The organism is Streptomyces sp. NPDC007863 (assembly GCF_040633895.1).
In the GTDB taxonomy this organism is placed as follows: Bacteria; Actinomycetota; Actinomycetes; order Streptomycetales; family Streptomycetaceae; genus Streptomyces.
In genome coordinates this window covers 277,465-296,199 of the sequence record NZ_JBEYEI010000010.1, presented here as the reverse complement: position 1 = coordinate 296,199, position 18,735 = coordinate 277,465, and the positions used below count along the sequence as shown (strand labels likewise).

Sequence of the window (18,735 nt, the reverse complement as noted above, 5' to 3'; positions counted from 1 at the left end):
TGTTCAGCCGAAGGCCGCTTCCGTGTACGGCGGATACCGAACCGAGTGATCAAGTACGACGCACCGTTCGACGGCACACGTTAAAGATCAAGCTACTGATCTTTTCGTTAGTTCTGTGGATGCGGTGGAGTCGTCGGTGGGATCCTGATGCGGTGTCCTTCAAGCCTTCGCCTGGCGTTTCTCCTTTGACGCGGCCGCAGTTGGCCGAGGCTCGGCGTGTGCGGGCGGTTGAGTTGTTCGATCAGGGACGTTCGGGTGCCGAGATCGCCCGGATGCCGGGGGCAGTGACGAGAGCGTGCGGCGGTGGAAACGGGTCTGAGAAAAGGGCGGCGCCGATGCTTTGCGCCGGCGTCCGGCCAGTGGTCGTCCGCCCAAGCTGGACGATGCCCAGGTCGAGCGGGTGCGGACCGCTCTGGAGCAGGGCGCCCAGACGCATGGCTTCGAGGCCGATCTGTGGACTCTGGAACGGGTCGGTGCGGTCGTCACGCGGGTGACGGGGGTGACGCTGTCGAACGCGTCGGTGTGGCGGCTGCTGACCGGCCGGCTCGGGTGGAGTCTGCAGCGGCCCGAGCGGCGGGCGGTGGAACGGGACGAGTCCGAGATCGCCCGCTGGATCGCCCACGAGTGGCCGCGCATCGCGCCTGGCAGAACGCCTTCCATCGCCTCGCCCGCTGCTACGAACGCCGAGCCATCGTGATCAACGCTTTCGTCGACCTCGCGGACACGATCATCACCGTCCGCAGCCTCATCCGCCAAGCCTCGGCCACCCACCGCTGGGACAACCACCCGAGGCGACGCCCGTGAACCCGTGCGCGTCCGCTCACAGTCCATAGCGGTGGGAGGACCGACCCGACCTCTGACTCCAGGCTGACGTGCTGGGAAACGTCCAGGTCGGACCCGCGACTTATCGGGCGCGACAACGCCTTCCTGCGTGTCCTACTGTGGCGCCGGGATGTTCGGGCGTCCCTGCCAGCGGCACCACGGCGTCTTCGTGCTCAGCGCTGGCTCTCCGACTGGACAGATTGAGGAGTGGCATCGAGTGGGCTGGGACATGACCATCGAGCAGCCGGACGGAGCGGGTGATCCCGACTACCGATTCAACGCGTCGAGCATGGGCCCCGCGAAGGCGGCGATGGATCGTCTGGGAATGCTGTCGCACGACCATGAAGCGCCGTGGCCACGCCTGGAGGATTTCGGGTTGACCATGGCTGAGGTCTACGCAGCGCAGGGCCCCGGAGCGCCTGAGCCCGTGCGTGCCTACCTGGCCGCCCAGACGGCCGCATTCGAGTGGCAGGCCGAGCAGCCGACCGGCTTTCCCGAGTACAAGATCGGCCATAGCAACGATGGCTGGTTGGTGACGCCTGCGGAAATCCGTGCGGCCCTGACCGCTCTCGAAGGTCAGCCCGAATCCGCCAAGGCCGGGACGATGGCCGAGGACTCGCGCTGGGATGAGTGGATCGACTACCTGCGGCGCGCCGAGGCTCACGGCGGGTTCCGCGTCGAGTAGCACAGCCACTCACGCGGCAGCACAAGCCCGGTCTCGCAATCAGTTTGTACTGAGCTCTTTCCAAGCTGGCGATGCTGACCGCGAGCTGGACATGTCTGCACAACGACGAAGCTCCTGGTAGACGGGTTCTCGACCAAGATCACCCGTGTCTGCCAGGCGCTTCGCGTGCTTGCCTACCCGTCGGCGGTTGATCTGTCCAGCCGTACTCTGCGGTTCCTGGCCGGACGGCTGACAGCCAGGCGGCGGGAGATCGGGACGCGCTGGCGGCGCCTTCCCGCCTCACGACGGGCCCTGCTCGCCCTGGCCCACCTGCGGTGCGGTGACACCTATGCCCAGCTGGCCGCCGGGTTCGACATCGGGATCGCGACCGTCTACCGCTACATACGCGAAGCTGTCGAGGCCCTGGCCACCTCGCCCCGTCCCTGGCCGAGGCGATGCAAACAGTCCGGGAGCAGGCGTTCGTCATCCTCGACGGCACCCTGCTGCCGATCGACCGCTGCCGCCGATACCCCCTATTACTCCGGGAAACACAAGCGCCACGGCATGAACGTGCAGGTCCTCACCGATCCGCTCGGACGGCTGCTCCGGGTCTCGCCGGCTCTGCCCGGCTCGACCTACGACCTGACCGCTGCGCGACACCACGGGATCATCGAGGCTCTCACCGAAGCAGAACTGAGATGTTGAGCGGACAAGGCGCATCAAGGCGCCGGCGGACCCATCCGCGTACCGTTTCGGGGCCGGCGCCTCAAGCGGTGGAAGCGCCGCCACAACACCACCCACGCCAAGATCCGCTGCCTCGGCGAGCAGGCCGTGGCCACCCTCAAGGGCTGGCGCCTCCTGCGGAAGCTTCGCTGCAGCACCAACCGCATCACCGCAATCGTCCACCAGGCCGTCCTCGTCCTTCACCACGCGACAGCGTGAGGTTGGAAAAGGCTCACTGCACCGAAGCGCCTCTGGGCAAGCAGCTCCTCCTGAGCATGTACTGGACAGTGTCCGGATAGGAGCTGCGGATCGTTCGTACCCTCACCTCCCGCAGGAGCACTCCGGGCACCGTCACCGCAGGAAGTGCCAACTGACTCTCCATCAGAACGAGCGTCACATGGGCGTCACGAGCGTCATCTCAGCGTCAAGATATCGCCCGTAACGCCCACACCGCACATCAAGCCCACCCGCAGAACCACAGGTCAGCGCCCCTACTTAACCGACTCCAGAATCGCCACGCATTCCACGTGGTGCGTCATCTCCAACATGTAGAGCAAAAACAGGCTCGCGAGACGCAAAAGGGACTCAAGATCAATGTGCGCTACGGGCGCTACGTGGCACCTCTCGACGCACACCTACAGCCCCGGGAGGGCCCCGAGACCCGCCACTGTCACCCGCCGCCGGCACCCCGCAAGCTCTCCGCGAGCGGGTCGGCAAGCGGGGGCCGTCCGCCTAACTGGAGAAGGCCGCGCAACGACAGATCGAGCGCGACAACCCGGCCGAGTCGACGCCGACCTCGGCAAGCAACGGCCCCGCCAACCCGCTATCGTCACCGTCAGGCGAGCCAAGCTCACCGACAGACCCGATCCGCCTCCGGCGAAGTTCGCGCCCATGACCGCCGCGGCCGCCAAGACCTTGCAGGGCCGGCCGCGTGGGAGGTTGACGTCCAGGCACTTGCCGAACGACAGCCGTCCGCGCAGGCCCTGCCGCTTCTGTGGTGGTACGGGGCCCGCACCTGCGAGGTGAAGCTGATCGAGCCGCTACCGCTCTCCTCTGCGCTTCGACGACCAGGGCTGGGGGGAATGGCCGGGCAGCTCACCATTGCACATCCCTACCTTCGGTATGTAACCTTGGCGTACCGCTGCCCGACTCCTTACGGATCTAATGCCCGCGAGGGTGTCGGACCGCCGCAGGGGTCACCCCAGCGGGATCGGCCACCCGGACTCCGGTGTCGTCACGAGGATCAGGAACCATGACTCAGCAGGCAGCATCGAGGCGGACCGGCCAGCGTACCCAGCAGGAACGGTCCTCCACGACCACGAGCCAGCTCCTGACATCGGCGCGGAGACTTTTCGCCCGGGACGGTTACACGGCCACCTCTCTCGACGCGATCTGCGAAGCGGCCAGCGTCACCAAGGGCGCTTTCTACCATCACTTCAAGAACAAGGAACAGCTGTTCAGGGCGGTGTACGAAAGGGAGCAGCAGGCTCTGTCCAGCTCCATCGCTCAGACGTACTCGCACCATGACGACCCGTGGGAGGGACTGTTCCAGGGAATGCGGGAGTTCCTGGTCGGCTCGATGGAACCCTCTGCGCAGCGCATCACCCTCATCGACGCTCCGGGAGCGCTGGGATGGGAAGTGATGCGGGAGATCCGCGCCGACTGTCGGCGCATGATGTCCTACGGACTCAGGCAAGCCCTGGGCAGGGAAGGGCAGGCCCGACAGGACGTCGAGTCGCTGACCTCCATGGTCTACGGAGCGCAGTGCGAGGCGGCCATGGCCATCGCGCACTCCGACGATCCCGACGCGCTGCTCCAGGCGACCTTGCGTCAGTTCCGTCTCCTGTTCGACTCCATCGCCCGGATGTCCCCTGCGACTTAGCGAGCCGCCCGGAGGGAACGGTTCGTGCCGGAGTCGCTCAGTGACGTCCGCCCTCTGCCCGTCCGATCAGCTCGACGTACTCGCCCAAGCCACGAATCACCGCGGTGGCGATGGCATGACTACGAGTCTGCGCATCCCTGCCCGCCTGATGGCCGAACGCCGGGCCCAAGCGGGCAGGAGAGGAGTCCGGGCTCAAATGGATCGCACCACTGCGCAGGGCGAGACCGTGCGTGCGCTCCTCGAGCAGACGTAGTCGCTGCTGCCACAGTGCCGTCGCTCGCTCCTCGGCTCCACGCCTTGCCCGGCCGCTGTCGAGCGGCCCCACGATGACGACGTCGGCGCCCGCGTCTCTGAGTGGGGCGACGATTCTGGCCAGTTCGGCCTCGGTTGCGTCCGCGTCGAAGGAGTCGCTCATCACGTCGCTGCCGCCGGCAGCGACGACGGCGAGGTCTCCCTGGAAAGCCAGTGCCTTCCCCAGCTGTCTGGCCCGGATCTCGGCGGCTGTCGCGTTGTCCTGAGCCAGGTTGAGGTAGGCGAGATCCGGTCGGACCGAGCGCAGCGCCGCGACCATCAGATCCGTCCAGCCAGGGTTGGTGCATCCCTTTCGCGGGACGTCCACCCTCCTCGCTGCGGCGTCTCCGACCACGACGCACCGCGTCCAGGGGCACCGCGCCGACGGCGGATCCCAGGAGGGAACGGAGGGGGGAGAGACATGCCGGATGGCGGCGGGCGCAGCACTCATAGTGGTCTCCGTCATTCTCTGGGCCCCGGCCCACCCCAGGCCTCGAGGCCCCGGGCTCCTCTCTCGGGGAGCCCGGGGGCGGCCGTTGGCCGACGCGCTTGCGGGTCAGTCCTGCGTCTTGTTGCCGAGGTGCTCTCCGAGCCTCCGTATGACCTCGGTGGCGACGACGGCGTGTCCCCGGGTGTTGAGATGGAGACCGTCCGTCGCGAAGATGGGCTCCCTGCCCGCCGGGTGGGACGGCAGATCGACGTGCAGAGCGCCCAGCCGTCGCGCCACCGCATGGGTCAGTTCGGAGAGCTGCTGAAGCCTCGCCTTCATGACCGGCTTGTACTTCTCGTCGACGTAGGGCGTCCACGTGTTGTCGAACAGGCCCATGGTCACGACCGTGCAACCCCGGGCACGCAGGGCCGAGATGATGCGTGCCTGCTCGGCCTCCACCGCGTCCTGGTCGAACCGCTTGCCCAGGATGTCGTTGCCGCCGGCCACGACGATGGCGATGTCCGGCTCGAACTCCAGTGCGGGGTCGAGCTGCGTGGCCCTGATACCGGCCGCCGGGAGGTCACGGACACCGAAGTTGCGGTACTCGAGCTGCGGGTTGGCGCGCCGCAGTCCGGCAGCGACACGGTCGGCCCAACTCAGGTCGGCGTAGCCTTCGGACGGCTCGCGGATGCCTTCGACGATGCTGTCGCCGATGGCCGCGTACCGAGTCCAGGGGGCGTTCAGCAGGTGGGCGGCGATCCCTTCCACCGTCAGGCAGAAGGGGTCCTGCAGTTCCTGCGGGTGGTCCGAGGGTGTTCCCGTGGTGGTCATGGCTGATGTCTCCTTCGGAGGGTGGCGTCCGCTCAGTTGGCGGCGTCGGCGGATTGCGCCTGCTGGTCACCGGCAGGCGTGGGACTCGTGGTTGCCGCCGGGGTCTGGGGCGGTTGGATCGCGAGGCCCAGGCCGAGCAGTGCCACCACGACCGAGGCGATCGCGGCGATCAGATAGATGCGTTCGAAGTCGGCGATCTCGTCGAGAGTGCCGGACACCACGGTGGCCAGGATGGCGATGCCGAGAGCACCGCCGACCTGCCGCGTCGTCTGGCTGAGCCCTGTCGCCCCGGCGAACCGCAGTGGTGAGACCGAGAGCGCGGCGGCCGTGGACGTACCCGTGGTGATGGCTCCCATGGCCGCACCCGCGAGGACGCCGAGAGGCAGCCAGTACGCGAGGAACATGGAGTGGCCGGGGAGCGTGAACGCGAGGAGGAACCCGGTGGCGGCCAAGAGGACGGCGCCGCCCACGGTGGCGACACGGGGACCGTAGGCGGGCGGCAATTTGCCCACGGCCATGGCCGTGATCGTGGCCGCGAACGCCCCCGGCGTCATGGCGAGGCCGGCTTGCAGCTCCGAGTAGCCCCAGACCTGGGTGACGTACAGCACGCCCACCAGCAGCCAGGCGAAGAGCGCGACACCGTAGAAGAACGCGGCGGCGCCGGCCAGGGCGAAGGTGCGGTTTCGCCACAGGGAGATCTCCAGCGCGGGGGCCGGGTGCCGGAGGGAGCGCAGTACGGACCCGAGGATGAGGACCAGCCCGCCGATGACGCAGAACAGACTGGACGGCTGGGACCAGCCCCAGGAGCTTCCCTTGCTGATCCCCAGGCAGAGCAGGCCGACTCCGGTGCCCAGAAGGACAGTGCCCAGTACATCCGGCAGCTTGCGGTCGGCACCCGCGGCGGACGAGCGCGGGATGTTGCGAGCGCCGTAGAGGAAGAGGAGTCCGAAGGGGATGTTGATGAGGAACAGGGAGCGCCAGCCGAAGGTGCTGACGAGGACGCCGCCGAGCGCGGGTCCGACCGCGGCTGCCAGTGCCGCGGCCGCGCTCCACTGGCCGATGGCCGCGCGACGGCGCTCGGGCGGGGAGTCGACGAGGACGATGGCAAGCGAAGCCGGGATCATCGCGGCGGCTCCAAGCCCCTGTACCGCGCGGGCGGACAGCAGGACGGCCAGGTGGGGCGAGAAGACACACAGCAGCGATGCGGCGGTGAAGACGCTCACTCCGGTCATGAAGATCGTGCGCCTGCCGAGCCCGTCCGCGAGACGGCCGGCCGGGGCCAGCAGGGCCGCGAAGACGACGGCGTAGAGGGTGATGACCCACGACAGGTCCTTGAACTCGGCCCCGGTGAAGTCCGCCCGCAGGTCGGGGATCGCGAGGTTCACGACGGTGACGTCGAGTACGGCCAGGAACGAGGCTCCGGACGCCAGCATAAGCAGCGACGCCGCTGATCGCTGCTTCTCGACGCCGGGACTACTGGAAGTCACAGGACATCCCTTCTTTAGATACCGTTGGTAGGAATGTATTTAGCAGCGAGAGTGGGCGTCAACTCCCCCTTGGGGCTGGTGGGTTAGATCACATACCGACGCTTGGTATGTGATCTGAGAAGTGCAGCACCCTACGGAGAACCCTGGTCAGCTCCGCCGCGGCAAGGGTGTCCAGGCACCCCAGGACGTCGGCGTCAGCCTCGGTCACCCCGGTCCGCAGCAGCTTCTCGCGCACCAGCATGGGGTGGTCGCGCCAGGAGACCGAGCCCACGGCTCCTGTACCGGCGGCAAGCTCGCGGGCCTCCTCGCGCCCGTCGCGCATCCGGACGGTCATACGGCAGCCCAGCTTCTTGGCCGCGGTCTCGAAGGACTCGGCGGGCGGCCCGAGTTCTTCCAGGAGTCTGTCCATCGGGATCCCGGGCAGCTCTGTCTGCCACTCCAGTGCCCGGCGCCCGGCGTGGCGCAGCGTCTCGCCGATGGGGGCGGTGGACTCCATGGCCTCCTTGCTCAGCGCGTCGTCGGCGTACAGCTTGACGCGGGCGGCGAGCTCCCAGCGTCGGGTGTCGGCAACCTCCGGTGGTGCGAGATCGCGGACGGTGAGGTCTCCGGTGAGCAGGGCGGTGGCCACGTTGTAGCCGGCGCTGAGGTTGAGAGCGGGCAGCGAGGTCGCGGCGCCACGCACGTGGCGATCCGCATGACCGCTCATCACCATCGTCATGCGGGGTACGGCGACGTGGACCGCTGCGATGTCCTCCGGCCCCTCGGGGCGTAGCGCGCGGTGCAGCTCCGCGGCGCACTCGACGAGCGCGTCCAGGTGGACGCCGACGGGCAGCAGCTTGAACGACAGGGTTTCGGAATGCCAGCGCTCACCGAGTCCGGCCGTCACTATCTCGGGGACCGCCACTCCCGCGAACACCGCCAGCAGCCCTTCGGGGTGCTCGATGACGTCGTCCCGCCCGGTCAGGCCGGCGACGGCCGCGCTGCACGCGTCGATCGCCGTGCGCACGGGCGCCGCCGCGGACAACACCTTCGCGTCGCTCGCGAGGACCGCGGGGCGCAGTGCGCGGGGCGGTGCGGAGAGTGCGAGGCCCCACGCGTTCAGCAGCGTGCGGGCGTCGGCCCCGCTGCCGTGCAGTAGCGCCGAGGACGCTGCCACAAGGTGGGTCCAGCTGGCCCACTGACCGCGGAACGGTCCCAGGGTGGCGGCCGCCGTCACACGGGCCGCGGCCTCGTTGGCGGCCGTCACCGCGGCGATCAGGGAGCGACCGGAGAGCCGTTGACGCGCCTGGTAGGCCAAGGGGACGCCTACGGCGGCGTGCGACACGTGTCCCGCGTAGAGCGTGTCCTCGACGTACAGGCTGGCGGACAGGGCGGCCATCAGGTGGGCCGTGCGGTCCGGATCCGCGTCCGTTCTCAGCGGTCCGTACGCCTCCAGGAGGATGCGGCCCACCGGATGTGCCGCAGTGGCGCGGACCGTCGCGATGTGGGAGACGACCTGACTGGTGACCACGGACGCGACACGGGCGGGGATGTCCTCATGGCGGAGCCCCGCGACCCACTGCGCGAGCGTGCGGGACAGGCTCGCGGTCACCCCGCACCGCCCGTCCGTCGGGGAGCGAGGACCGGCAGGATTCCGGGCAGAACGTCCACCGTGTATCGCTGCGCGTCGCCTGTGAGGAGTTCCCCGTCGTGCTCGAAGGACAACGGCTCGCCGTCGGTCCGTTCGATGAGGAAGGTCGTGCCCCTCCGGTACACCACGCCGTGCACTCCCACGTGCCTGCCGTCGCGGGTCAGCCCCGCGAGCTCCTGGGCCCCCATCTCTCCACCGACCACGCAGACGTCGAGGACGCCGTCGTCGATGACCGAATGAGGGAGCAGCTTGAACTGCCCGCCCCGGTACCGGCCTCCCCCGACGTTCACCAACGTCACGGACCCCTCGTGGACGACTTCACCGTCCACGGTCACCCGGCCCGGGTAGGGCGTGAATTCCCCCACGGTCCGGGCGACCGCCTGCTGGTAGCGGTCGCGGCCCTGCACTTCGAGCATGCGGTACGCGGTTTTCAGGGCCTCCGCCACCAGTCCGGAACCGGCTCCCAGCAACGCCAGGGCATCGGCCTCGCGGATACGGGCCATGTCCACCCAGCGCAGGTGGGGGCGGCTGCCGGACAGCGCGGTGTCCAGTGCGCGCCGCCACGGCATGTCCGCCCAGATCTCCTGGTAGAAGGAGTTGCCCGTTCCGAACGGGAGGTTCACCATGGCCGGGCGCCGCCCGGGCGACCGGCCCGTTCCCGACCGGGCGAGGCCGGACGCGGCCTCCCTGGTCGTGCCGTCGCCTCCGAGCACGACCACGGTGTCCACGTTCGTGGCGACGGCCTCGGCCGCCACTTCCTCGGCGTGGCCCGGGTGATCCGTGTGTACGACGTCGAGGTGTGGGACGAGACGCTCGCAGTGTGCGACGGCCTCATCGATACGACGCTGTTCACGCGTGCCGGCGAGGGGGTTGGCGATCAGCACACCGCGCATCGCCCAGCTTCGCCGATGTGTGCCTGGATGTCGGGTGGGTCGATGTGTGGGCGTCACAGCAGTTGCCTCTCGCTCAGGTGTGGGGACGGTCTCTCTGCCGACGTACGAGCCGAACCCGCCCCTCGAAGAAATGCCGGACGAGGGGTCGGTGGCAGCGTCGCTCGCTGGGATCTCGCCGGGTCTGCGTGGCCGGCTCGCGGCCAGAGAACAACGACGGTGCGGGGCTCGTGGTCCGTCGTGGACCTCATGGGCAGCCCCACACCGTCACGCGACCAATGGCGGACACCGGCTGCCGGGTCGCCGCGCTCACGCGGGGCGGTTCGCTCAGCTACTGATCGCCGAGGGCCCCGCGCGCGATGGATTCGTGGACTTCGTCCCGTCGAGCGTCCATCTCTCGCCGCTCCGCGTCCAGCGCCTCGGCCTGTGACTCGTCGGCCTCCATGAGCCTGACCAGGTCCCTGCCGGCGAGGTCGAGAACGCCCATGTCGTCGTAGGCCTGCCGGATCCTCGGACTCCAGAGGCCGATGTCCTTGACGCAGGGCACGATGCGGGTGAAGAGCAGGGAGCGGAAGGCGCGCATGCGAGGGCCCGTGTTCATGTGCTCCATGCATTCCCTCATGTCGAAACCGAGGTTCTCCCAGACCTCCTGCATCCGCAGGCGGTCCCGCATCAGGTAGCAGCCCTCGATGATGAACTCCTCGCGCTCCGCGAGCTCCTGACTGCTCAGGTTCTTGTAGTAGTCACGCAGCGCGAGCCTTCCGAAGGCCACATGCCGGGCCTCGTCCTGCATGATGTAGGAGAGGATCTGCTTCGGCAGTGGCTTGGTGGTCCTGTCCCGCAGGATCCCGAACGCGGCCAGTGCGAGGCCTTCGATGAGGACCTGCATGCCCAGGTAGGGCATGTCCCAGCGCGAGTCGTTGAGCGACTCCCCCAGCAGCGCCTTGAGATGAGGGCTGATCGGGTAGGTCATCTCGATCTTCTCCCTCACGAACCGGGAGAAGATCTCCACATGCCGGGCTTCGTCCATGACCTGGGTCGACGCGTAGAACTTGGCGTCCATGTCGGGAACGGACTCCACGATCCGCGCAGAACAGATCATGGCGCCCTGCTCGCCGTGGAGGAACTGGCTGAACTCCCACGCGGCCATGTGCTGCCGGAGTTCCTGCCTCTCCCGTATGTTCAGCTTCGCGTACTGCCGCGATCCGTACAGGCCCAGCGTGTTCTCAGGGGTTCCCAGCACGTCATACGGATCGACTTCGAGGGACCAGTCGATGCGCTTCGCGCTGTCCCACTGCTTGTCCTTGCCTTTCCGGTAGAGATTCAGCAGGCTTTCACGCTCGGAGTCGTATTGCCACGCGAAATGGTTCCTGCCCTGCATCGGAAAGTTCCAGGCGAGTTCACTGCCTACGTCACTACGGGCACTCATGCTGGACATAAGAGGCTTCTCCTGCGGTTGCGACGAGCGCTGCACGGTGACGTGTCCGGCAAACGCAACTCGCCGCCGAACCCGTCGCCGTCCTCGTCTTGCAAGCGCGGCGGAGAGAGCAGGATTCGAACCTGCGTGGGACCAGAAGCCCCTGCCGGGATGTTCCCGGCCCCCGTTGGGCCGCTACGGGAATCTCTCCATCGTCCCGGTCGTTCCCGTCCGGCGACGAGAACCACTGTGCCAGGTCGCGCTGAGATACCGCTGAGATGGAGATCTCAGCGGCCTGGATGCCCCGTGGACGAGGATCTCCTACGGTTCGCTGACGTCCCGAAATGCCGCCGGCCGGCGAGGATCGGGGGTTTCGTGTCACGTCGGTGGTCCGTTGAAGAGAGCATGGAGATCGAGGCGGACGTCTCCGCCGTCTACGAACTTCTGGCAGATGTTCGACGGCTCTCGCACTGGAGTCCCGGGTTCTTCGCTGTCTGGGCGATGCCCGGCCCGGGGAGGGTGAACAAGAGGTTTCTCGGCTGGCAACGTCGGTGCCTGCTTGTGTCGTTGACGAACTGTGAGGTATCGCTCGCCTCCCCAGGAAGCGAGTTCGCCTTCAGCGTCGCCTTCTTCGGACTACCGGTGGAGGTGTGGGGATACCGGATCTCCGCGCGCGGCAACGGCCGTTCCTTGGTCACCGCATACTGGAGCGACTTGCGCGGCGGGCGCAGCGCATGCCTGTCGGAACGATGGAGAATCGCCCTCACCGGCAGCCGCTCTGGGCTCCGGCGTCAGGTCAACCGCCAGGATCTGCGTGAGACGCTGCGCCGACTGAAGCTCCACGCGGAGAGCTCGGGCCGGGGATCCGGTCCGTCCCGCCGACCGTGACCTTCTCAGCCGTCGACAACGACGAGACATACGAATCAGCCACCCCGAAGGGCCGAGACGGGTTCGCCCCGGTCGCCTGAGACAGGCGACCGGGGCGAACCGAGGTCGACATCAGCGAGTCACCAGGTGACCGGGAGTTCCTCGAACCCACCCAGGTGCGAGTAGTGCCTCCAGCTCAGCTCTTTCGCGTCCACGGCGAGCCGGAGGCTCGGAAAGCGCCGGAACAGCGCTTCGAGCCCGATCTCCAGCTCCGCGCGAGCCAGCGCCGAACCGGCGCAGAAGTGTGTGCCGACGGCGAAGCCGATGTGCGGATTGGCGACGCGACCGATGTCGAAGCTGTCCGGGTCCTCGAAGACGGACGGGTCGCGGTTCGCCGCGCTGATCGGCGCGATCACGCCAGAGCCGGCCGGCACCACGGTACCGCTGAGTTCGACGTCCTCCAGGGTCACCCGCATGAAGATCCCGTCGCCCGGAGTGGCCATACGAACGATCTCCTCGACCGCGGACCTGACGGCCTCCGGTCCGGAGCGGAAGGCCTCCAGCTGATCGGGGTGTTCCAGCAGCAGGACCGTCCCGCCGTTCATCGCCGTCACCGTCGTGTCGTGGCCGGCCAGTACGAGGATGACGCCGAGGCTCACCAGCTCACGCAGAGTCAGTCTGTTGCCTTCGTCCATCGCCGCCACCAGCGCCGACAACAGGTCCTCGCCCGGGTGACGCCGCTTCTCCTCGATCAACCGCAGGAAGTAGGCACGCATCTCCTCGTTGGAGCGGGCCATCTCGGCGCCCGTGTACTTGCGCAGCGAGGTGAAGTGGTCGGCCCAGCTCACGAACTTTTCCTGGTCCTCGGCCGGGATGCCGAGCAGTTCACAGATGATTCCCATGGCCAACGGCCTGGAGAAGGCGGCGTTCAGGTCCACGACCGGGCCTCGCTCTCCCATCCGGTCCAGGAGTGCGTCGACCAGCGCGGCGATCCGCGGACGCAGCAGTTCCACACGGCGCGGCGTGAACTCACGGTTGATCAGCTGACGCAGCAGAGTATGCCGCGGGGCGTCCATACTGATCAGGCTGTCGGAGTCGGGCTCGATCAGCTGGGCGCGCGGCGCGCCGTCCTGGAACAGCGCCTCCCGGCTGAACCTGGCGTCGGACAGCACCCGCCGCACGTCTTCGTACCGGGTGACCAGATACGCCGTGTGCCCCGTCACCAGCTTCACGGGGCACACCGGCTGCTCCTCGCGCAATCGAGCGTACTGGCACGGCGGATGGAGCGGCTGCTCGCGCTGGACGGGGTAGTCGAGTTCGGGCACGGCTGAGGTCATGACGGTGCTGTCCCTTCATACGGGGCCGGGTCGGAAGTGCGCGTGTCCCGTAGCGGTCTCGGGAGTCACGGGGAGGCGCCGGGAACGGATCGGCGAACGGCGTCGGTGGTGCGCGGGGCGGCACATCCGAACCAGACGCTTCCTCCGGCTCATCGGGCGGCGGTGAGCAACAGGGCGTCACCCTGTCCGCCGCCACCGCACAGGGCGGCGGCTCCCGTGCCGCCGCCACGCTGCCGCAGCGCGAGGGCGAGGTGGAGGACCAGGCGGGCGCCGGACATGCCGATCGGGTGGCCGAGCGCGATGGCCCCGCCGTCGGGGTTCACGCGTTCCGGCCCGATGCCCAGGTCCCTCATGGACTGCAGCGCGACGGCGGCGAAGGCCTCGTTGATCTCGATCACGTCGAGATCGGCCATGCCGGCGTCGCTCTTGCCCAATGCGTGCAGGATGGCCTGCGACGGCTGGGAGTGCAGTGAGGTGTCGGGGCCGGCCACCCGAGCGTGCGGGCCGATTTCGGCGATCCATTCCAGGCCGAGTTCGACAGCCTTGTCCCGGCTCATGACGACCAGCGCGCAGGCGCCGTCGGAAAGCGGCGAGGAGGTCGCCGCCGTGATGGTTCCTCCGGCATCGAAGGAGAGCTGGAGCTGTGCGAGTCGCTCAAGGCTCGTGTCGGGGCGGACGCCTTCGTCCCTGCTCACGGTCAGCGGGGGACCCTTAGGCTGTGGGACCTGGATGGGTGCGATCTCCTCCTCGAAACGACCATCCTGTTGTGCCCGGGCGGCTCGCTGGTGGGACTCGACGGCGTAGGCGTCCTGTTCCTGACGGCTGATGCCGAGCTTCGCGTTGTGCCGATCGGTGACCGCGCCCATCGCCATCTGCTCGGATGCGTCCGTCAGGCCGTCGTGGAGGGCGGAGTCGAGCAGGGTGGGTGGCTGTCGGTAACCTGCTCGCAGGCCGGGCAGCAGCAGCGGGGCGTTGGTCATCGACTCCATGCCCCCGGCGACGACCGTGTCGAACTCGCCGGCCCGGATCATCATGTCCGCAGCGATGACCGCGTCGATCCCGGACAAGCAGACCTTGTTCACGCTGACCGCGGGGGTCACGAGCGGAATCCCCGCCTGGACCGCGGCCTGTCGGGCCGGCATCTGGCCACTGCCCGCCTGGAGCACCTGCCCCATGACGACGTAGTCGACGTGCTCGGGGGCCAGGCCGGCCCGGCCGAGCGCGGAGCGGATCGCATGGGCCCCGAGGTCCACCGCGCTGAGTGAGGCGAGAGCTCCGTTGAGTCGGCCGATCGGAGTACGCGCGCCCGAGACGATCACTGACGTTGGCATGTATCCCGCCTGAGGAGTGAGTGAGTGCGTGCTTGCTTGCAGGCCGGCCGTCACCGCTCGATGTGCCGGTGCGGTGAGAGCCACCGCCTTGGGAGGCCTTCCAGAGCTTAGGTAGCGCCCTCTCAGAGCCTGCTGAGACGCGCGTCTCAGCGATATGCAAGGACCCTGCCAGGGGCCTCTGGAAGCGTGGAACCTGACTCGCACCACTTCCCCACCCAGCCACCGACCGTCGACGCCGAGGATCTGCCTGGCGGCAGAGCGCGGTGGTCGGCGGTCGCGAGGAGATGTCAGTCCCATGGTGAGCCCTCATGCCGCACCGTCCACTCATCACCGCATATGCCCGCTCTGCGAGGCCGGATGCGGGCTACGGGTCGACATCGAGGACGGCCGTGTGGTCAAGGTGCGCGGCGACCAGGACGACGTCTTCAGCAAGGGTTACGTGTGCCCCAAGGGCATCGCCCTGGGCGCGATCGACCAGGACCCGGACCGGCTCGAAGTGCCTCTGGTGCGGCAGCCGGACGGCTCGTTCGCCGAGGTGAGCTGGGATGAGGCCTTCGACGAGGTGGCGCGTGGTCTGGCCCGTGTGGCGGCGGAGCACGGCAAGGACGCCTTGGCGCTCTTCTACGGCAACCCTGTGATCCACTCTGTCGGCATACCCCTGCACGTGGCGGTACTGCGCGAGTTCCTCGGAAGCAGGAACGTCTTCAGTTCCAGCACGGTCGACCAGATGCCCAAGAACGTCTCCAGCGGTCTGATGTTCGGTGACCCCTGGGCCATTCCGGTGCCCGACATCGACCGGAGCGACCACCTGCTCATCCTGGGTGCCAACCCATTGGTATCCAACGGCAGTCTGTGGACCGCCCCCGACCTTCCGGGCCGAATCCGGGCGTTGAAGGCGCGCGGAGGCCGCCTCGTCGTGGTGGATCCGCGACGCACCCGCACCGCGGACGCCGCGGACCAGCATGTGGCGATTCGTCCTGGCAGTGATGCTCTCCTGCTCTTCGCGATCGTGCATACGCTGTTCGACGAGCGGCTGACGGCGCCCCTCGACTCCCACCTGTACGCCGGTGTCGAAGAACTACGCCTAGCCGCAGGTGACTTCGCCCCAGAAGCGGTGGCCGCAGCCTGCGGCACCGACGCCGAGACCATCCGGGGTCTGGCCCGCGACCTGGCCGCCGCCGGCGCCGCCGCCGTGTACACGCGGCTGGGAACCAGCACGGCTGCCTTCGGCACCCTGACGAGCTGGCTCGTGGATGTGCTCAACGCCCTCACCGGCAATCTGGACCGTCCCGGCGGCGCGATGTTCGGCGAAGCTCAGCACAACGCCATGCGCCCGATGGGACCGCTGACACTCGGCCGCTGGCACAGCCGGGTTCGTCGGCTGCCCGAGGTCCTGGGCGAGTTCCCCGTGGCCACGCTCGCGGACGAGATCGACACCCCCGGCCAGGGGCAGGTGCGTGGGCTGATCGCCATCGCGTGCAACCCGGTGCTGGGCGCGCCCAACGGCGAGCGGCTGGATCGCTCGCTGGCGGATCTGGACTTCATGGTGGCCGTCGATCCGTACGTGAACGAGACGACGCGGCACGCCGACGTCATCCTGCCGCCGCCCCGGGTGGTCGAATCAGGGCACTTCGACATCGTGCTGTCACGTCTGGCCGTTCGGCGGATCGCCCGCTATTCACCCCCGCTGGTCCAGCGGCCGGAGGGTCGTCCCAGTGAGGCGGAGATCCTCGCCAAACTGACGCTGATCATCACCGGAGCGGGTCCGGGGGCCGACCCGGCGACCCTGGACGGGATGATCATCGACAAGACGCTCGCCGCGGTGGTGGGCATGCCTGGATCACCTCTGCACGGCCGCGATCCAGCCGAGCTCAGGGCTCTGCTGAGCGGCGAGGACAGCACGGAGCTGCGGATCGACATGATGCTCCGGCTGGGTGCCTTCGGGGATGGCTTCGGGGTCCGCCCGGACGGAGTGAATCTCGCCGCACTGCGTGCGCGGCCGCAGGGGGTGGACTTCGGACCGCTTCGCCCCCGGCTCGACGAGGTCCTGGTGACCGAGTCGGGAAGAGTGGAGCTGTGCCCCGCGCCGCTGGCCGGCGACGTCCCCCGGCTGAGACGGTGGCTGGCGGGGGAGCGGGCGCGTGGCGACGGCTTCCTGCTCATCGGCCGGCGCCACCTGCGCTCGGTCAACAGCTGGACGCACAACACGGCGGCGCTGTCCGGCGGGAGCAACCGCTGCACACTTGAGATCAACCCGGAGGACGCGCGGCGACTCGGCGTCGCGACCGGCGACGATGTGACGGTGCGGGGGCGGGCGGGCACGGTCGTGGTTCCGGCCGAGCCGACCGACAGGGTCGGTCCCGGGGTGGTGAGCCTGCCGCACGGCTGGGGTCATGGCCGCGTCGGAACCCGTCTCGCGTACGCGGCCAAGGAGCCGGGCGTGAACGTGAACGCGCTGACCGACGAGCTGGTCGTGGACCCGCTGTCGGGCAACGCCGTCTTCAACGCCGTGCCGGTGGAAGTCTCGGCCGGAGAAGGAGAGCCGGTCCGAGTGTGAGGATGTGGACGGTCACAGACATGACACCGCCCTGCCCGTGACCGCTCACAGGCAGGGCGGAGCCCTGCGCGTCACGACTTCGTGAACACGAGGACGGCATTCTGCCCGCCGAAGCCGAAGGAGTTGCTCACGGCGACCTGTACGTCCGCGGCACGTGGGGCCTTCGAGACGACGTCCAGCTCGATCTGTGGGTCGAGGTTCTCGAGATTGGCCGTGGGCGGGATCAGGCCTTGGTCGATGGTGAGAGCGGTGACGGCCGCTTCGATGGCCCCCGCGGCGCCGAGCGAGTGCCCCACCACTCCTTTGACCGACGTGACCGCGGGACGATCGCCGAGGACTCGACGGATCAGCTTCGACTCCATGGCGTCGTTCAGGGGGGTGGAGGTGCCGTGTGCGTTGACGTGGTCGACGGAGTCCGGAGAGATGCCCGCATCGTGCAGGGCTGCCCGCAGGGCGAGTTCGGCTCCCGTTCCCTCGGGTTCCGGAGCGGTGGCATGGTGGGCGTCCGCAGACGCTCCGTACCCGGATATGTTCGCGTAGACCCTGGCTCCGCGGGCCCGAGCGTCGTGCGTCCGTTCCAGCACGAGGACGGCGGCTCCCTCGGCGGGTACGAATCCGTCCCGGTCGGTGTCGAAGGGGCGGGAGGCGGCGCGAGGGTCGGTGTGCCGACCGGTCAGCGCTCCCATCTGGCTGAAGCCGGTGATGATGGAGGGGATGAGACATGCCTCCGTACCCCCGGTGATGACCACGTCGCATACGCCCTGCCGCAGCAGGTCGCGTGCCGTACCGATGGCGGTGGTGCCGGACGCGCATGCTGTTGCCGTGACGAGGTTGGGTCCCCGAGCTCCGTGTTCCATAGCCACATATCCGGCGGACATGTTCACGGCGAGCATCGGGATCAGGAGCGGCGAGACCCTCAGTGGTCCTTCGTCCAGCAGCACATGGTGCTGCTTCTCCCAGCTGGCGGCACCTCCGATGCCGCTGCCGAGGACCACGCCGACGCGGGTGCCGTCCCAGCCGGCGGGGTTCAGACCGCTGTCCGCCACCGCTTCGGCGGCGGCGGCGATCGCGAACTGGCTGCTGCGGTCGATCCGCCATGCCTTGCGTCTGCCGATCACGGCGGCCGCGTCGAATTCCGGGATCCAGCAACCGATCTCGGCCGGCATGCCGGCGAGGGCCGGGACCGGGGCCGCGGCCGTACCCTCCGGGTCCTTGATCACCTTCCAGGCGGTCCTGGTGCCGACCCCCGCCGCGGTCACCATGCCGATGCCGGTGACCGCGACGTTGAACCTGCCGACGGAGTCCGGCATCAGCCCACCGCCAGCTTGCTCTCGATGACGGTCGCGGCCCGCTCGAGGGTCTCGTCGGCCTCCAGGTCGTCGTCGGAGAGCTTGATACCGAACTCCTGCTGGACCACCAGGGTGAGTTCCACCAGGGCGAGCGAGTCGAGCTCGAGCTTGCTGAAGGTGTCCGCGGGGTTGACTTCCTCGGCCTCGAAGCCGAAGTTCCCCACCAGCAGCTGGACCAGCCGGTCGTAGGTGTTCATGATGTCGCTCCTTGTTGTCGAGGTAGGTGA

At 68.4% G+C, this 18,735-nt stretch carries 15 protein-coding genes, 1 tRNA gene and 2 pseudogenes; 7 read left to right on the top strand and 11 right to left on the bottom strand.

Translation table 11 applies throughout. The features are described 5' to 3' along the window. Window positions 1-340 precede the first annotated feature (340 nt). From ABZ621_RS18305 to ABZ621_RS18285, 5 genes and pseudogenes are all read left to right on the top strand, one after another. Window positions 341-697, top strand: a complete 357-nt coding sequence (locus ABZ621_RS18305; RefSeq protein WP_360605594.1) for a winged helix-turn-helix domain-containing protein — start codon at window positions 341-343, stop codon at window positions 695-697. Further along, a pseudogene (locus ABZ621_RS18300) lies at window positions 640-804 on the top strand (IS5/IS1182 family transposase); the annotation flags it as partial. The gene ABZ621_RS18305 and the pseudogene ABZ621_RS18300, both read left to right, overlap by 58 nt. Before the next feature lie 247 nt (window positions 805-1,051). Further along, window positions 1,052-1,507, top strand: a complete 456-nt coding sequence (locus tag ABZ621_RS18295; protein ID WP_360605592.1) for a hypothetical protein — start codon at window positions 1,052-1,054, stop codon at window positions 1,505-1,507. A gap of 165 nt (window positions 1,508-1,672) precedes the next feature. Continuing rightward, a pseudogene (locus ABZ621_RS18290) lies at window positions 1,673-2,428 on the top strand (transposase family protein). A gap of 1,033 nt (window positions 2,429-3,461) precedes the next feature. Continuing rightward, window positions 3,462-4,091, top strand: coding sequence for a TetR/AcrR family transcriptional regulator (locus tag ABZ621_RS18285; protein WP_360605590.1), 630 nt, complete (start codon window positions 3,462-3,464; stop codon window positions 4,089-4,091). 37 nt (window positions 4,092-4,128) lie between these two features. On the opposite strand, the gene ABZ621_RS18280 is transcribed toward ABZ621_RS18285, so the two are convergent. The 7 genes from ABZ621_RS18280 to ABZ621_RS18250 form a co-directional block, all read right to left on the bottom strand. Beyond that, window positions 4,129-4,833: a GDSL-type esterase/lipase family protein gene (locus ABZ621_RS18280; protein ID WP_360605588.1), complete on the bottom strand. Its 705-nt coding sequence runs from the start codon at window positions 4,831-4,833 to the stop codon at window positions 4,129-4,131. Between the two features lie 105 nt (window positions 4,834-4,938). Further along, the gene (locus tag ABZ621_RS18275; protein WP_360605586.1) at window positions 4,939-5,643 is read right to left on the bottom strand and encodes an SGNH/GDSL hydrolase family protein; all 705 of its coding nucleotides are present in this window, start codon (window positions 5,641-5,643) and stop codon (window positions 4,939-4,941) included. Window positions 5,644-5,675: 32 nt separating this feature from the next. Further along, window positions 5,676-7,130 (bottom strand): DHA2 family efflux MFS transporter permease subunit, encoded by a 1,455-nt coding sequence (locus ABZ621_RS18270; protein WP_360605584.1) that lies wholly within the window; start codon window positions 7,128-7,130, stop codon window positions 5,676-5,678. Between the two features lie 88 nt (window positions 7,131-7,218). Next, entirely contained in the window at window positions 7,219-8,721 is a 1,503-nt protein-coding gene (locus tag ABZ621_RS18265; protein ID WP_360605582.1) for an MmgE/PrpD family protein, read from the bottom strand. Continuing rightward, the gene (locus tag ABZ621_RS18260; RefSeq protein WP_360605580.1) at window positions 8,718-9,653 is read right to left on the bottom strand and encodes a diacylglycerol kinase family protein; all 936 of its coding nucleotides are present in this window, start codon (window positions 9,651-9,653) and stop codon (window positions 8,718-8,720) included. The genes ABZ621_RS18265 and ABZ621_RS18260 overlap by 4 nt, the downstream gene beginning before the upstream one ends. 328 nt (window positions 9,654-9,981) lie before the next feature. Next, a complete protein-coding gene (locus tag ABZ621_RS18255; RefSeq protein WP_360605634.1) occupies window positions 9,982-11,031 on the bottom strand; it encodes a ferritin-like domain-containing protein in 1,050 nt (349 codons plus the stop codon). A gap of 158 nt (window positions 11,032-11,189) precedes the next feature. Then, window positions 11,190-11,278, bottom strand: a tRNA-Cys gene (locus tag ABZ621_RS18250). 95 nt (window positions 11,279-11,373) lie between these two features. On the opposite strand from ABZ621_RS18250, the gene ABZ621_RS18245 reads away from it, so the two are divergent. Continuing rightward, a complete protein-coding gene (locus ABZ621_RS18245; protein WP_360605578.1) occupies window positions 11,374-11,955 on the top strand; it encodes an SRPBCC family protein in 582 nt (193 codons plus the stop codon). 119 nt (window positions 11,956-12,074) lie between these two features. On the opposite strand, the gene ABZ621_RS18240 is transcribed toward ABZ621_RS18245, so the two are convergent. After that, window positions 12,075-13,271 (bottom strand): cytochrome P450, encoded by a 1,197-nt coding sequence (locus ABZ621_RS18240; RefSeq protein WP_360605576.1) that lies wholly within the window; start codon window positions 13,269-13,271, stop codon window positions 12,075-12,077. Between the two features lie 149 nt (window positions 13,272-13,420). After that, window positions 13,421-14,602: an acetyl-CoA C-acetyltransferase gene (locus tag ABZ621_RS18235; protein WP_360605632.1), complete on the bottom strand. Its 1,182-nt coding sequence runs from the start codon at window positions 14,600-14,602 to the stop codon at window positions 13,421-13,423. A gap of 295 nt (window positions 14,603-14,897) precedes the next feature. Between ABZ621_RS18235 and ABZ621_RS18230 the strand changes: the two genes are divergently transcribed. Beyond that, window positions 14,898-17,159, top strand: coding sequence for a molybdopterin-dependent oxidoreductase (locus ABZ621_RS18230; RefSeq protein WP_360605574.1), 2,262 nt, complete (start codon window positions 14,898-14,900; stop codon window positions 17,157-17,159). Between the two features lie 71 nt (window positions 17,160-17,230). Here ABZ621_RS18230 and ABZ621_RS18225 read toward each other — a convergent pair whose 3' ends face one another. Then, window positions 17,231-18,469 carry a beta-ketoacyl-[acyl-carrier-protein] synthase family protein gene (locus ABZ621_RS18225; protein WP_360605572.1) on the bottom strand — a complete coding sequence of 413 codons (1,239 nt, stop codon included), beginning with the start codon at window positions 18,467-18,469 and terminating at the stop codon, window positions 17,231-17,233. Next, on the bottom strand, window positions 18,469-18,705 hold the full coding sequence (locus ABZ621_RS18220) for an acyl carrier protein (RefSeq protein ID WP_360605570.1): 237 nt from the start codon (window positions 18,703-18,705) through the stop codon (window positions 18,469-18,471). Before ABZ621_RS18220 ends, ABZ621_RS18225 begins: the two co-directional genes overlap by 1 nt. Window positions 18,706-18,735 lie beyond the last annotated feature (30 nt).